This is a genomic window from Citrobacter sp. Cpo012, from assembly GCF_030333015.1.
GTDB lineage: Bacteria > Pseudomonadota > Gammaproteobacteria > Enterobacterales > Enterobacteriaceae > Citrobacter > Citrobacter portucalensis.
In genome coordinates this window covers 150,732-165,078 of sequence record NZ_JAOWGR010000037.1, presented here as the reverse complement: position 1 = coordinate 165,078, position 14,347 = coordinate 150,732, and the positions used below count along the sequence as shown (strand labels likewise).

Genomic DNA, 14,347 nt, shown 5'->3' with positions numbered 1-14,347 from the left:
TAGTTAAATTACCCACCCAAGAAACAAGGATATCAAAATGACAGACACAAATTATATTAAAGACAAATTACGGTCAATGGCGATTGAAAAACACGTCAAAGAAAATAGGAAAGTAATTGCAGCACAGATAAGCGAACAATCGAAAAAGGTACAGCTTACGGGGCTTGTGTGCGGTAATGATGCAGTTGCTTTAGCTGGTGTCAGTAAGCCGATGTTTTACGCTGCAAAACGCTTTAACCCTAAAGAATTTCCACAAGAAATTTACCATGAGACGGAGGGTTATATCTGGTATCGAAAACAAGACATTGTAGATTTTTTTGCGAAACATCCGGCAAGGCGATATGGGAGTAAATACAATGGCTAATTTCTTTACCGACTTAAATAATTTTATCAAGCAAAACCCAATCAAATACATGCACGATTTTAGCATTGAAATTGAACCAGAAAAACAAATGCCATGCCCTATATGTGGGGGCGTTGATAGATTTGAATGGCGAAGCAAAGGAACATATGCAAATACAGGTTATTGCCGAAATGAAAGCGCCCATGATGGACACCATATAATCCAGCCTTTAACTATAATTGAGGCCGCAACCAAGATGAGATATTTAGATATCGGTGCGCATATAGGATTTAAACAAAATGGAGGTTACAGAAATCCAAAACATTTTGTAATGAGGTGCGCGCCAAAGAAAATGCCATCTACTCATGAACGCAAACTAACAGAACTGGATTCTAACAAGCTGGATTTATTTTCTAATAATGTACGCAATGAATCTAAAAATGCCACATGGCGCGAGTCCCCTTACCTACTAACTAAAGGGATTAGCAAAATGATGTGGGTTGGTGGTCATGGTCAAACGCTATTGGATTATTACCGCGCTGATGGGACGCTCTCAGCCCTGCAAAGAATACCCGTTGAAGGTAAAAAGAATTTTATACCTAATAGCCAAATTTCAGGCGTTTTTCACTGTGAGCGAAATCAGGATGGGAATATTGAGTCAATATTTATTGGTGAAGGTTTCGGAACGGTTACGGCATTTCAATACTCGATAAGTGATTTATATCCGGCATCCTTATTCTTAACCGCTGGCAATGACAACAATTTATTGAATGTCGCAACAGAAGCAAGGCGATGCTATCCAAATGCCGATATTTGCATTCTTACTGATAATGATGATGCAGGTTTAAAGGCGACTATAAAAACAATATCGCAAGTAAATAAATGTTGGTGGGCTATGCCCGTAACTACTGGTGAGGATTGGTGTGATGTTTTTCAGCGCGGAAAATTTGCAGTGCGTGATGAATTTCGAAGGGTTCTTACAGACCGCAAGCCATCAATATAATTGCAAATACCAATATTCTGATTTCGTAGATTTGTTCACAAAAGTAAGCATTTATTGTCCTGTACATGGCAAATTTGAACGTGTTGGCATTTATCATCTATACGGCGATGAATGCCCATCATGCCAAACTAATAAAACCAAGACTTACTATAATTACGTTATGCAAACCGATAACATTGTAAAAATAGGCAGAACGGCAAATGTATATGCCCGTATGGGTGAACTATCATTTAGATTAGGCCGTAATTGTATTTTAAATTATCTGTGTTCTTACAATTCAAGAAGGGAAGCGTGGGATTCTGAAAGATTTGCACAAGCAATGTTTAAACAGTATCAAATATCACCTTTTAACTTAAAGTTTGCAGGTTCATCGGAATTCTTCAAAATCATGCCATCAATGGCTTTTAGTTCTCTCATTATTTCAGGGGGTAATCCTGTTTACAGAACTGATGGCATTTAGCCCCTTGCGGGGCTGCGCTTCGCGCTGGTGAGGTGAAGAAAAGGCGTGATTCAAAACCTTTATCTCTACCTCATCACGCCGTAGGCGGTGGAGCGAAGCGGAACAATACTTAATTAGCGTAGTTCAATGCCTTTAACATTTTCTTTAGAGGTAAGCGAGAAATATAAACTCTATCTGTTATTGTTTCCTGCGCATGACCCATTATCATATTTCGTGTGCTATCTTCCACACCATCCACATCACGTAATCTGTTTGATAATGAATGCCTAAAGCAATGAGTTGAACGCGTAAGACCAATATCCTTAAAACTTTCGCTTGTTGCCGCCATCGTTCTGTTATTTCCATATTTCATTACTGGCTTAACATTCCATATGTCTAAATCTAGTAATTTTTGGCATATCGGAATGTTACGTTTGGCATTTTCGGTTTTAACAGTCTTACTCGCTTCGCCATCATCAATTGTGTTTATTGACAGGCATTTAATCCCGTAAAGCTCTATATAGTCAACTTTAGTTATCTGTGTTAATTCACTTACCCTGACGCCCGTATAATACATGATATTCATCGCCCAATATGTTTGACTATCGTTAATTACCCTGAATTGCTGCATGACAGCTTTGAAATGTTCTGGTGTAATTTCTTCCTTTGGATTTTGAACGTAAACCTTTTTATACTGCAAACCTGTTATGTTATTTTTATCTATCCATTCTTTAATGTTCACACAGAAATTAAGGAATGAACCGATTCGCGTTATGATTTTACTTTTAGTTAATGGCGCTAATCCTTCACCGTCCATGTATGCTTTGAAGGCGATTATTTTATCTTTGCTTATTTCTTCAATTGTTGACACTCCATTATCTATGCACCAAAAAATAAAACGCTCAAGACAAGCATTATAATCTTTTACGGTTTTTGGCTTCCATTCGGTGTTAGCGTCAAAGTACGCTTTTTGAGCATCCATTAGAGAATGCCCCTGTGCGGCCTTCTGAGAGGTTTTAACCTCCTGTGCACGTGATTGCATTGGCGCATCGATTACAGTGGCTTGTGGCGCATCCTGTGAAGCCATCGCAATCGACCTTAAGCGCTCAATGTCATGTGACGTAATCAGACCATCACGAAACTTTTTTAGCATTTCCCGCATAGCTTCAAATGGAACATCAAGCGATTTTAATTCTATATAGCGAATTGTTATAGATGCCGCTATTTTTATAGCAATTGATTTATCGCGTGTACGCAAGATGATTTCAATAGTGTGTTTTTGGTAGCGCTTGCGCCATAGATACCCCTTTTTATCTGTGTGCGATATGTGTGCAATTTGTGTGTCCATTTTCAAGCCTTGCTTAATTTTGGTTATGCCGAAAACCGCATACCCATAAATCAATCAATGACTTAATTCCCCTGAGTGAAACAACGAATTGCTGTGTGTAGTCTTTGCCCATCTCCCACGATGGGCTTTTTTTTGTCCTTCGCGCGCCACTCCACCAACCTTAACGCACCAACACATTATCTTCCCCGTCAAGGAACAAATAATATTGCACAAAATACTGTGACTCTCTTCAAGCAGAAATATCCACAACAATGTTATTACTATTCCACCGTCTTTTATGAAGTGACCAAATAATGAACGCATTAGAACTACAGGCGATCCGCCATATTTTTGCTATGACGGTGGAAGAAAGCGCCAGGTATATCGCGCGCGATAACAATGTTGCCGCCTGGCAGCAATGGGAAAAGGGTGAAAGAGAAATTCCAGAAGACATCATCCGCATTTGTTCAGAAATGAAAGCCAGGAGGAAGTTAAGAATTAATGCAATTATCGACAAAATAAATAATCGTATCGGTAATAACACCATGCGTTTTTTCCCCGATCTGAACGCTTTTCAGGCGGTTTATCACCACGATGGTTTTCTCGACTGGAAAATCTATCAGTCGGCTGCTGTTGAACTCTATGCTCACGATCTCGAGCGTATGTGTTAAGAGATTGCAACGCCATACCTATTTAGCCTCTTCGCTGAGTAACACATTATGAAAAACACCTATTTCTCCACTGCGATAGGGCTGTACCTAAATTACCTTGTGCACGGTATGGGGGTCATTCTGATGAGCCTCAATATGTCTTCGCTGGAACAACAGTGGCAAACCAATGCTGCGGGCGTCTCGATTGTTATTTCCTCACTCGGCATCGGCCGCTTAAGCGTTTTATTAGTGGCAGGGATGCTTTCCGATCGCTACGGTCGCAGACCATTTATTATCCTTGGTATGACCTGCTACCTGATTTTCTTTATTGGCATCATCAATACTCACAGTATTTTTCTTGCCTATGCTTTTGGTTTTTTAGCAGGAATGGCAAACAGTTTTCTCGATGCCGGAACCTATCCCAGCCTGATGGAGGCATTCCCCCGTTCCCCCAGCACGGCCAATATTTTGATAAAAGCCTTCGTCTCCAGCGGTCAGTTCCTGCTGCCAATGATCATCAGCCTGCTGGTGTGGGCCGAACTTTGGTTTGGCTGGTCCTTCCTGCTGGCGGCTGCCGTTATGATACTCAACGGCGTGTTTTTGTTTCGCTGTCGGTTTCCTCCACACCCAGGGCCTCATATCGTCATCCGGGCACAACCTGCTGAACGAGAAACCGCACAACCTGAACATCGTTGCTCCCTGCTCGACCTTGCCAGTTACACCCTATACGGCTACATCGCAATGGCAACATTTTACCTGGTAAGCCAGTGGCTGGCGCAATACGGACAGTTTGTCGCAGGAATGTCCTATACGTTATCTATCAAACTGTTAAGCATTTATACCTGCGGCTCTCTACTGTGCGTGCTGATCACCGCCCCGCTGGCGCGAAAAGCAGAACGCGCGACATCGATGCTGATGCTGTATACGTTTATCTCATTTGTCGCATTGCTGATGGTTTGTCTGCATCCGACACCCTACGTGGTCATTATCTTTGCGTTTGTCATCGGTTTTTCTTCCGCTGGGGGCGTTGTGCAAATCGGTTTAACGCTCATGGCCGCACGCTTTCCGCATGCGAAGGGTAAAGCGACCGGGATTTACTATAGCGCGGGCAGCATTGCGACCTTCACCATTCCATTGATAACAGCAAAACTCTCAGAAACCAGTATTGCTCACATCATGTGGTTTGATACTGGCATAGCTGCTGTTGGGTTCCTGTTGGCGTTATTTATTGGTTATCGCAGCCACATCGCGTCAAAGCATCAGCTAAAAATGATACAAGCCGTAGAATAGCGTGGATGCAATATTGTTCCCCCCTTCTGCAAAATAATTGGCATATGTTTTAAAACATCAACAAAACACCGGCTGGCAGAGTTCAATTTCACAGTGTGTTATGCAATATACCTGGTAACTTAAACGCCATGCTATGTAGGTTCTGTGGCTGCCACCCGGTATATTAATTACAAGGTCGCCGCAATTTAAACAATATCGACGAGCACAGAACAATTTTAAAATCCGCAAGGAGTTGTGAAAATGTCTCAAAGCAAGACCTTTAATACGCCATTTCTTTTGGCGATAACCTGTATTTATTTAAGTTATTTCCTACACGGCATTAGCGTCATTACACTGGCGCAAAATATGACCTCTCTTGCAGAAAAGTTTTCCACCGACAATGCAGGAATTGCCTATTTAATTTCAGGCATTGGTCTGGGACGACTGGTGAGCATCTTATTCTTTGGCGTGCTCTCAGATAAATTTGGTCGTCGGGCTATCATTCTGTTAGGGGCTATTCTGTATATACTGTTCTTCTTCGGTATTCCCGCCAGCCCTAATCTGATGATTGCCTTTATTCTGGCCGTTTGCGTTGGCGTGGCAAACTCGGCACTGGATACCGGTGGGTACCCGGCGTTAATGGAATGCTTCCCTAAAGCCTCTGGCTCAGCCGTTATCCTGGTGAAAGCTATGGTCTCGTTTGGGCAGATGATCTACCCCATCGTCGTCAGCACCATGCTGCTCAACCATATCTGGTACGGTTATGCGGTCATTATCCCAGGTGCGTTGTTTGTAGTCATTACCCTGATGCTGCTAAAAAGTCGTTTCCCCAGCCAGATGGTGGATACCGGCATCGCGAAAGATCTGCCACAGATGAACAGTAAACCGTTGGTCTGGCTGGAAGGTGTGGCATCCGTCATGTTTGGTGTTGCTGCCTTTTCGACTTTTTACGTCATCGTGGTCTGGATGCCGAAATATGCGATGGCCTTTGCCGGTATGGCAGAATCCGACGCACTGAAAACAATCTCTTACTACAGTATGGGGTCGTTGGTCTGCGTATTTATCTTTGCCGCACTGTTGAAAAAATGGGTACGGCCTATTTGGGCGAATGTATTTAATGCCGGACTGGCAACCATCACCGCAGCCGTGATCTATTTATACCCATCTCCGCTGGTATGTAACGCCGGTTCATTTCTCATTGGATTCTCTGCCGCTGGCGGTATTTTACAGCTCGGTGTTTCGGTGATGTCGGAGTTCTTTCCCAAGAGCAAGGCCAAAGTCACCAGTATTTATATGATGATGGGTGGCGTAGCCAACTTTATTATCCCATTAATCACCGGATACCTCTCTAACATTGGTCTGCAATACATTATTTTGCTGGACCTTGCATTTGCTCTGTTGGCTTTTGTCACCGCCATCATCGTCTTTATTCGTTACTACCGCGTATTTGATATCCCCAAAAATGATGTGCGGTTGGGCGAGCGTTATTTTCAATAAATTGTTTAGAAGGAGTATCAAATGGACGTAACTGCTAAATATGAATTGATTGGTTTGATGGCCTACCCTATCAGACACAGTCTGTCGCCTGAAATGCAAAATAAGGCATTAGAAAAAGCGGGATTGCCATTCACTTACATGGCATTTGAAGTTGATAACTCAACGTTTGCTAATGCAATTGCCGGGCTGAAGGCCTTAAAGATGCGGGGTACCGGGGTCTCAATGCCCAACAAGCAGCTGGCATGTGAGTATGTTGATGAATTAACACCCGCAGCCAAGCTGGTCGGCGCAATTAACACTATCGTCAATGATGATGGTTATCTGCGCGGTTACAATACCGATGGCACGGGCCATATTCGTGCAATTAAGGAAAGTGGTTTCGATATCAAAGGTAAAACCATGGTACTGTTGGGCGCAGGCGGTGCGTCGACGGCTATTGGTGCACAGGCAGCGATTGAAGGCATCAAAGAAATTAAACTCTTTAACCGCCAGGATGAGTTTTTTGCCAAAGCGCAGGAGTTTGCCAAACGCGTCAATGAAAACACCGACTGCGTGGTCACCGTTATCGATCTCGCCGATCGCCAGGCTTTTGCTGACGCACTTGCCAGCGCAGATATTTTGACCAACGGCACTAAAGTCGGCATGAAGCCGCTGGAAAATGAATCTCTCGTGACCGACGCGTCCCTGCTGCGTCCGGAACTGCTGGTAACCGAATGCGTCTACAACCCGCATATGACCAAATTATTGCAGCAGGCACAAAGTGCTGGTTGCAAAACAATTGATGGTTACGGCATGTTGTTGTGGCAAGGGGCTGAACAGTTCAAGCTCTGGACCGGGAAAGATTTCCCACTGGAGTATGTGAAACAGGTTATGGGTTTTGCCGCCTGACAGGCAAGCATTTGTACAATAGTTAAAGGGTAATCAATGAAAACCGTAACCGTAAAAAACCTCGTTATTGGCGAGGGTGCGCCGAAGATCATTGTCTCGCTGATGGGTAAAGACATCGCAACGGTAAAAAGCGAAGCGCTGGCCTATCGCGAAGCGGATTTCGACATTCTGGAATGGCGCGTAGACCATTTCGCCGATGTCTCTTCCATTGAGGCGGTGCTGGAAGCTGCGCGCACCATCCGCGATGTGATGGCTGACAAACCACTGCTTTTCACCTTCCGTAGCGCCAAAGAAGGCGGTGAACAGGCTCTGTCTGTCGAGCACTATATTGCACTTAACCGCGCGGCGGTAGACAGCAGTCTGGTGGATATGATCGATCTGGAACTGTTTACCGGTGACGAACTGGTCAAAGCGACCGTCGAGCATGCGCATGCGAAAAATGTCTTTGTGATTATGTCCAATCACGATTTTCATAAGACACCAGCCGCGGAAGAGATTGTCCAGCGCCTGCGTAAAATGCAGGAGCTGGGCGCAGATATTCCGAAGATTGCCTTGATGCCGCAAAATAAAACGGATGTTCTGACGCTGCTTAGTGCCACGCTGGAAATGCAAGAACGCTATGCCGATCGCCCGATAATCACCATGTCGATGGCTAAAACAGGGGTGATTTCACGTCTGTCTGGTGAGGTTTTCGGTTCAGCGGCAACCTTTGGGGCAGTAAAAAAAGCCTCCGCACCAGGACAAATTTCGGTCACCGACCTGCGTACTGTATTGACAATATTGCATCAGGCTTAATTACAGATATATCCATATAAATATCAGTAATGCCCTACCCCAGATATTCGTCTAACCACGGATATCTGGCCGGTAATTAAGCGTTATTAAATAACTCACTATATTATTGTCGAATATAGCGACAGGTAGTCGCACGCATATAATCTGGAGTTCACATGAAATTTTCAAGGCCAAATCGTATAGATGGTCGGGTACCCGTATTATCCGCTGCAGATGCAGTCAATTATATTCCTGATGAAGCAACGCTTTGTGTATTAGGTGCTGGAGGGGGTATTCTCGAAGCAACAACATTAATTAATGCACTGGCTGAAAAATATAAAAACTCTCAGTCACCGCGAAATTTAGCGTTGATTAGTCCTACAGGTTTGGGTGACCGTGCCGACCGGGGAATTAGCCCACTGGCACAGGAAAGTTTAGTCAAATGGGCATTATGCGGACACTGGGGACAATCACCGCGAATCTCCGATCTGGCTGAACAAAATAAAATTGCCGCCTATAACTATCCTCAGGGCGTATTAACCCAAACCCTGCGTGCATCGGCGGCTCACCAGCCGGGGATCCTTAGTGATATCGGCATCGGTACATTTGTTGACCCTCGCCAACAGGGCGGTAAGCTGAATGAAGTGACCACCGAAGATCTGATCAAATTGGTGGAAATTGATAACAAAGAGTACCTGTATTACAAAGCCATTGCGCCAAACATCGCCTTTATTCGCGCCACCACTTGCGACAGTGAAGGCTACGCCACCTTTGAAGATGAAGTGATGTATCTTGATGCGCTGGTGATTGCCCAGGCCGTACACAATAACGGTGGCATCGTTATGATGCAGGTGCAAAAGATGGTGAAGAAAGCCACGTTGCATCCGAAATCGGTGCGTATTCCCGGCTATCTGGTCGATATTGTGGTCATCGACCCCGACCAAACGCAACTGTATGGTGGCGCGCCGGTTAACCGCTTTATCTCTGGCGATTTTGTTCTCGATGACAGCCAACAGACTGCCCTGCCGCTCAATCAGCGTAAACTGGTGGCCAGACGCGCCCTGTTTGAAATGCGCAAAGGTGCGGTCGGCAACGTTGGCGTAGGCATTGCCGATGGCATTGGCCTCGTCGCGCGCGAAGAAGGCTGTGCTGACGATTTTATTCTGACAGTCGAAACGGGTCCGATTGGCGGCATCACCTCTCAAGGTATTGCTTTCGGCGCCAACGTCAACACCCGCGCCATTCTGGATATGACCTCCCAGTTTGACTTCTATCACGGTGGTGGACTGGACGTGTGCTATTTAAGTTTTGCCGAAGTCGATCGCCACGGCAACGTCGGCGTACACAAATTCAATGGCAAAATCATGGGTACCGGCGGTTTTATCGATATTAGCGCCACCTCCAAAAAAATTATTTTCTGCGGCACGTTAACTGCCGGAAGTCTGAAAACGGAAGTTGCCGATGGCAAGTTAAATATCGTGCAGGAAGGTCGGGTGAAAAAATTCGTCAACGAATTACCTGAAGTGACTTTCAGCGGAAAAATTGCTCTCGAACGTGGACTTGATGTGCGTTACATCACTGAGCGCGCTGTATTTACGTTAAAAGCAGATGGTCTTCATTTAATCGAAATTGCACCGGGAGTCTCTTTACAGGAAGACATCCTGGACAAGATGGATTTCACGCCAATCATTTCGCCAAATCTGAAGCTGATGGACGAAAGATTATTTATCGATGCCTCGATGGGTTTTGTGTTACCCGACGCCGCCAATTAAAAGGAGTACCATGATGGACTTTTCTTTAACTGAAGAACAAGAACTGCTGCTTGCCAGTATTCGAGAACTGATTACCAGCAATTTCCCGGAAGAATATTTCCGTACCTGCGATCAAACGGCGACCTACCCGAAAGAGTTTATGCGTGCCCTGGCGGACAACGGTATTTCGATGCTGGGCGTTCCGGAAGAGTTTGGTGGCATCCCGGCGGATTACGTCACACAGATGCTGGCGCTGATGGAAGTTTCAAAATGCGGCGCACCCGCTTTTTTGATCACTAACGGTCAGTGTATTCACAGTATGCGTCGTTTTGGATCCGCCGAACAGCTGCGTAAGACCGCAGAAAGCACCATGGAAACGGGCGATCCAGCGTATGCGCTGGCATTAACCGAACCGGGAGCTGGCTCCGACAACAACAGCGCGACCACCAGCTACACTCGCAAAAATGGTAAGGTCTATCTCAACGGGCAAAAAACCTTTATCACCGGCGCGAAAGAGTATCCCTATATGCTGGTACTGGCCCGCGATCCGGAGCCAAAAGATCCGAAAAAAGCCTTTACGCTGTGGTGGGTCGATTCGAAGAAACCCGGCATTAAGGTTAATCCGCTGCACAAAATCGGCTGGCATATGCTCAGCACCTGCGAAGTCTATCTTGATGACGTCGAAGTGGACGAAAGCGATATGGTCGGAGAGGAAGGCATGGGTTTCCTCAACGTCATGTACAACTTCGAAATGGAACGTTTGATCAACGCTGCGCGCAGTACCGGTTTTGCTGAATGCGCCTTCGAAGATGCCGCCCGTTACGCCAACCAGCGCATCGCATTCGGTAAGCCAATTGGTCACAATCAGATGATCCAGGAAAAACTGGCGCTGATGGCGATTAAAATCGATAACATGCGCAATATGGTGTTAAAAGTCGCCTGGCAGGCCGATCAGGAACAGTCTCTGCGCACCAGTGCAGCGCTGGCAAAACTGTATTGTGCACGTACTGCAATGGAAGTGATTGATGACGCCATTCAGATTATGGGTGGGCTGGGTTACACCGACGAAGCACGCGTTTCCCGCTTCTGGCGTGATGTCCGCTGTGAACGCATTGGCGGTGGTACAGATGAAATCATGATTTACGTCGCGGGTCGCCAAATCCTGAAAGATTATCAGAATAAGTAAGCAGTAATGCTTGCCGGATAGCGCAAATGCGTTATCCGGCACGTGCCAGGTGAATCATATTTCTGGCATCAAACATTCCTGTTCTACAAGGTTATTTTTAAACTGCTTACGATAATCGCTGGGGGTACAACCCACATGCCGCTGAAAGAGTTTGGCAAAGTGATCGACATTTTCATACCCTACCCGCCATGAAATTTCTGCCAACGAGGACTCCGTATTCGTCAGGGCAAATTTTGCCTCTGTCATTCGCCGCTGAATCACATAATTAATCGGCGAAATACGATACTCCTTAGTAAACTCGTGACAGATATAGCTCACGCTGGCACGAAATTTCTTAGACAACTGTTCCAGCGTAATTTTCTCTCGAAAGTTGTTATTTAAATAAACCAACACATCTTTAATTAAGATATCTTTTTTAATATATCCCTGCTCAGAACGATAAGCATTTTTAAAGTTTTCGTAATATAAAACGGTTAATGCATAAGCGAAGGCGTCATAAGCGGAAGACGTCAGGTTATTCTTGCTCTGCGGGATCATAACACTCAGTTCATTAAAGATACTTTTAATAACCTCTTTGCCCTGGCTGACGTTAATAACCGGACACGAGTGCATCTGCAAGAGTTGGTTCTCCTGCCAGTCGTTAAAACGAAAGCCGTAGAGCGCACAGGTGTAAGTGGTTGCAGGTGCGCTGCTATCGGAAGCAACCGCATGTAACCGCCCTTGTTCTATCACTACGATGTCACCCGCATGTGCGACATACAGCGAAGAGTCGATAATTAGCCTTGCGACACCCTTTTTTACATAGATAAGCTCTGTTTCATTGTCATGAACATGATGGCCCGACTCCCAGTTAGGATCATCACTGATGACGAATCGCGAAAATCTCGGGGTTTTTCCCTGTTCAAAAAGGGTCTCCATGGCATTATCAAAACAGCGTTGATACATGACAACCTCCACCGAAAGGCAGTAATTTTGCGGATAATTAATATCGAAAAGTAAAAACGATGAAGACGTTATACAACGTTATTCTGTCCAGGCGAAACAAAATTATTTGCGTCGTCTGCAAGATGACACCTCCAACTTCAGCACGCTGCTCGCACAAATTGTTTTTATTTTAAAATAACAGGAAAGTGTAAATGTTATTAAGTCAGCAATAATAATTTACACACCAGAAACAAAGTGCATGCAGAAACGGATAAAAATATGATCCATTTCTCAAAAAAACGTCTCGATTTTATTTCCATATTTATCACTTTAACACCCGACGTCGTCTTTACGTTCATAAACTCAGCATTCCTAAAGTCCTTTTTTTTGCAAGATTGTTGGGAATGAAAACAGATTGCCCCGTCGAAAACAGTCTCCCTCTGCCGCACACTATTTTCAGTCAATTTTCCCTACTGTTGATGATGGCGCTCCCCGTCATCATCCACACGAGAATCACTGGAGATGCCATGAAACTAATAACCTGCTTTAAGTTGGTGCCTGAAGAACAGGACATTGTTGTTACCCCAGAACGTTCGCTTAACTTTGACCGAGCCGATGCCAAAATCAGTCAGTTTGATTTGAATGCAATAGAGGCCGCGACGCAACTTAGTGCGGAAGGTGATGAAATTGTCGCCTTAACGGTTGGCGGCTCGCTACTGCAAAACTCCAAAGTGCGTAAAGACGTACTGTCCCGCGGGCCGGACAGTTTGTTTATGGTGCAGGATCCCCAACTGGAGCATTCATTACCGCGAGACACGGCTCAGGCGCTGGCCTGCGCGGCCAAAAACATTGAATTCGACCTGATGCTGTTCGGCGAAGGGTCTGGAGACATCTACGCCCAGCAGGTTGGCTTACTGGTTGGCGAACTCTTACAACTTCCGGTGATTAACGCCGTCAGCAACATCCAACGTAACGGCGATCGCATTGTGGTTGAACGTACGCTGGAAGACGAAGTTGAAGTGATTGAACTGTCGCTCCCCGCCGTGCTGTGCGTAACCTCGGATATCAACACGCCGCGTATTCCCTCGATGAAAGCCATTCTGGGCGCAGGTAAAAAACCAGTCACACCGTGGCAAGCCAGCGATATTGGCTGGACACCTGCCTCACCGTTAGCAGAACTGGTGAGCCTCACCGTTCCGCCACAAACAGAACGTAAGCACATCATTCTGGAAAATGACTCAGCAGAAGCCATCGCCGAGCTGGCTGAGCATCTGAAAAAAGCCCTGAACTAAGCCCAACGGAGAGAAATTATCATGAGTAAATTAGCTAACGTATGGGTGTTCAGCGATAACGTAGAACGCTATGCAGAATTAATGGCCGGCGCACGCCTGTGGGGTGAACAGGTACACCTTATTGTAGAAGGCAACGAACAGGCCAATCAGGTTAAACCTCTGGGTGCCGATGAGATTGTCGTGCTTGAAACAACGTCTGGTTTACAGCGTGTTGAAAATTTTGCCGAGACCATCGCCGCCCTGATACAAGAACATACCGGGCTATTGCTGATGCCAGCGACTAAACGCGCTAAATCCCTTGGTGCGCGGTTAAGTATTCAGCTCAATGCAGCGATGGTAAATGACGCCACGTCGGTAACGCTTGATGATGACTCACTGTTCGCAGAACACCGTATGTACGGTGGCCTGGCATTCGGCAAAGAAAAAATCAAAACAACTCAGGCAATTATCACCCTTGCCCTAGGCGTACTTGAACTGGTAGAGGCTAATGCTTCACATACCTGCCCTGTTGTCTCTGCACCTTACATCGCACCACACCATGAAATTATGTGCCAGGAACGTCGCGCCAAATCCGTGAGCAGCGTGGATCTCAGCAAAGCCAAACGTGTGGTGGGTGTGGGCCGCGGCCTGGTTGCGCAAAACGATCTGGAGATGGTGCACCAGTTGGCATCTGTACTGGGTGCAGAAGTGGGTTGTTCACGACCGATTGCCGAAGGCGAAAACTGGATGGAACGCGAACGCTACATCGGCGTTTCTGGCGTGTTACTGAAATCGGACCTTTACCTCACCCTCGGCATTTCAGGACAAATTCAGCATATGGTTGGCGGTAACGGCGCGAAAGTCATTGTTGCCATCAACAAAGATAAGAAAGCCCCTATTTTCAATTACGCCGATTACGGACTGGTCGGCGACATCTACAAAGTCGTTCCGGCTCTTATCGAGCATCTCAGCCGCTAACCCCCACATTTAACGCACATATCCCGCTGCCCTCGCAGCGGGAAGGG

Annotated in this window: 14 protein-coding genes and 1 other RNA gene; 13 read left to right on the top strand and 2 right to left on the bottom strand. The window is 45.8% G+C overall.

The window, feature by feature from the left end; all coding sequences use genetic code 11:
* Nucleotides 1-37: 37 nt before the first annotated feature.
* The 3 genes from OGX90_RS10685 to OGX90_RS10675 are packed head-to-tail and all read left to right on the top strand — an operon-like array spanning nt 38 to nt 1,806.
* Complete coding sequence (locus tag OGX90_RS10685; protein ID WP_286623774.1) at nt 38-364, top strand: hypothetical protein; 327 nt, start codon at nt 38-40, stop codon at nt 362-364.
* Nucleotides 357-1,346: a primase-helicase zinc-binding domain-containing protein gene (locus tag OGX90_RS10680; protein WP_286623772.1), complete on the top strand. Its 990-nt coding sequence runs from the start codon at nt 357-359 to the stop codon at nt 1,344-1,346. The genes OGX90_RS10685 and OGX90_RS10680 overlap by 8 nt, the downstream gene beginning before the upstream one ends.
* The gene (locus OGX90_RS10675) at nt 1,270-1,806 is read left to right on the top strand and encodes a GIY-YIG nuclease family protein (RefSeq protein ID WP_286623769.1); all 537 of its coding nucleotides are present in this window, start codon (nt 1,270-1,272) and stop codon (nt 1,804-1,806) included. The genes OGX90_RS10680 and OGX90_RS10675 overlap by 77 nt, the downstream gene beginning before the upstream one ends.
* A 109-nt stretch (nt 1,807-1,915) precedes the next feature.
* Here the strand turns inward: OGX90_RS10675 and OGX90_RS10670 are convergent, their stop codons facing one another.
* Nucleotides 1,916-3,133: a site-specific integrase gene (locus tag OGX90_RS10670; RefSeq protein WP_286623767.1), complete on the bottom strand. Its 1,218-nt coding sequence runs from the start codon at nt 3,131-3,133 to the stop codon at nt 1,916-1,918.
* Between the two features lie 39 nt (nt 3,134-3,172).
* On the opposite strand from OGX90_RS10670, the gene rprA reads away from it, so the two are divergent.
* From rprA to OGX90_RS10630, 8 genes are all read left to right on the top strand, one after another.
* Nucleotides 3,173-3,269: antisense sRNA RprA (gene rprA / locus OGX90_RS10665), an RNA gene on the top strand.
* 157 nt (nt 3,270-3,426) lie between these two features.
* A complete protein-coding gene (locus tag OGX90_RS10660) occupies nt 3,427-3,783 on the top strand; it encodes a YdiL family protein (protein WP_008784601.1) in 357 nt (118 codons plus the stop codon).
* A 48-nt stretch (nt 3,784-3,831) separates the two neighbouring features.
* Nucleotides 3,832-5,052, top strand: coding sequence for an MFS transporter (locus OGX90_RS10655; RefSeq protein ID WP_208744366.1), 1,221 nt, complete (start codon nt 3,832-3,834; stop codon nt 5,050-5,052).
* 240 nt (nt 5,053-5,292) lie between these two features.
* Nucleotides 5,293-6,528 carry an MFS transporter gene (locus tag OGX90_RS10650; RefSeq protein WP_286623764.1) on the top strand — a complete coding sequence of 412 codons (1,236 nt, stop codon included), beginning with the start codon at nt 5,293-5,295 and terminating at the stop codon, nt 6,526-6,528.
* A 21-nt stretch (nt 6,529-6,549) separates the two neighbouring features.
* Nucleotides 6,550-7,416 (top strand): quinate/shikimate dehydrogenase, encoded by an 867-nt coding sequence (ydiB, locus tag OGX90_RS10645; RefSeq protein WP_003836604.1) that lies wholly within the window; start codon nt 6,550-6,552, stop codon nt 7,414-7,416.
* Between the two features lie 36 nt (nt 7,417-7,452).
* Nucleotides 7,453-8,211 (top strand): type I 3-dehydroquinate dehydratase, encoded by a 759-nt coding sequence (gene aroD, locus OGX90_RS10640; RefSeq protein WP_048235496.1) that lies wholly within the window; start codon nt 7,453-7,455, stop codon nt 8,209-8,211.
* Nucleotides 8,212-8,366: 155 nt separating this feature from the next.
* Nucleotides 8,367-9,962 carry an acyl CoA:acetate/3-ketoacid CoA transferase gene (locus tag OGX90_RS10635; RefSeq protein WP_286623762.1) on the top strand — a complete coding sequence of 532 codons (1,596 nt, stop codon included), beginning with the start codon at nt 8,367-8,369 and terminating at the stop codon, nt 9,960-9,962.
* A gap of 13 nt (nt 9,963-9,975) precedes the next feature.
* Nucleotides 9,976-11,127: an acyl-CoA dehydrogenase gene (locus OGX90_RS10630; protein WP_003832619.1), complete on the top strand. Its 1,152-nt coding sequence runs from the start codon at nt 9,976-9,978 to the stop codon at nt 11,125-11,127.
* 54 nt (nt 11,128-11,181) lie between these two features.
* Here OGX90_RS10630 and OGX90_RS10625 read toward each other — a convergent pair whose 3' ends face one another.
* On the bottom strand, nt 11,182-12,072 hold the full coding sequence (locus OGX90_RS10625) for an AraC family transcriptional regulator (protein ID WP_008784594.1): 891 nt from the start codon (nt 12,070-12,072) through the stop codon (nt 11,182-11,184).
* A 506-nt stretch (nt 12,073-12,578) separates the two neighbouring features.
* Between OGX90_RS10625 and OGX90_RS10620 the strand changes: the two genes are divergently transcribed.
* Nucleotides 12,579-13,343 (top strand): electron transfer flavoprotein, encoded by a 765-nt coding sequence (locus OGX90_RS10620; protein ID WP_020996442.1) that lies wholly within the window; start codon nt 12,579-12,581, stop codon nt 13,341-13,343.
* Between the two features lie 21 nt (nt 13,344-13,364).
* The gene (locus tag OGX90_RS10615) at nt 13,365-14,300 is read left to right on the top strand and encodes an electron transfer flavoprotein subunit alpha (RefSeq protein ID WP_286623760.1); all 936 of its coding nucleotides are present in this window, start codon (nt 13,365-13,367) and stop codon (nt 14,298-14,300) included.
* Nucleotides 14,301-14,347 lie beyond the last annotated feature (47 nt).

Coding starts and splice junctions, on each gene's coding strand:
- OGX90_RS10630 (WP_003832619.1), top strand. CDS start 9,976: ATGGACTTTTCTTTAACTGAAGAACAAGAACTGCTGCTTGCCAGTATT.
- OGX90_RS10670 (WP_286623767.1), bottom strand. CDS start 3,133: ATGGACACACAAATTGCACACATATCGCACACAGATAAAAAGGGGTAT.
- OGX90_RS10620 (WP_020996442.1), top strand. CDS start 12,579: ATGAAACTAATAACCTGCTTTAAGTTGGTGCCTGAAGAACAGGACATT.
- OGX90_RS10660 (WP_008784601.1), top strand. CDS start 3,427: ATGAACGCATTAGAACTACAGGCGATCCGCCATATTTTTGCTATGACG.
- OGX90_RS10635 (WP_286623762.1), top strand. CDS start 8,367: ATGAAATTTTCAAGGCCAAATCGTATAGATGGTCGGGTACCCGTATTA.
- aroD (WP_048235496.1), top strand. CDS start 7,453: ATGAAAACCGTAACCGTAAAAAACCTCGTTATTGGCGAGGGTGCGCCG.
- ydiB (WP_003836604.1), top strand. CDS start 6,550: ATGGACGTAACTGCTAAATATGAATTGATTGGTTTGATGGCCTACCCT.
- OGX90_RS10655 (WP_208744366.1), top strand. CDS start 3,832: ATGAAAAACACCTATTTCTCCACTGCGATAGGGCTGTACCTAAATTAC.
- OGX90_RS10625 (WP_008784594.1), bottom strand. CDS start 12,072: ATGTATCAACGCTGTTTTGATAATGCCATGGAGACCCTTTTTGAACAG.
- OGX90_RS10685 (WP_286623774.1), top strand. CDS start 38: ATGACAGACACAAATTATATTAAAGACAAATTACGGTCAATGGCGATT.
- OGX90_RS10680 (WP_286623772.1), top strand. CDS start 357: ATGGCTAATTTCTTTACCGACTTAAATAATTTTATCAAGCAAAACCCA.
- OGX90_RS10615 (WP_286623760.1), top strand. CDS start 13,365: ATGAGTAAATTAGCTAACGTATGGGTGTTCAGCGATAACGTAGAACGC.
- OGX90_RS10675 (WP_286623769.1), top strand. CDS start 1,270: ATGTTTTTCAGCGCGGAAAATTTGCAGTGCGTGATGAATTTCGAAGGG.
- OGX90_RS10650 (WP_286623764.1), top strand. CDS start 5,293: ATGTCTCAAAGCAAGACCTTTAATACGCCATTTCTTTTGGCGATAACC.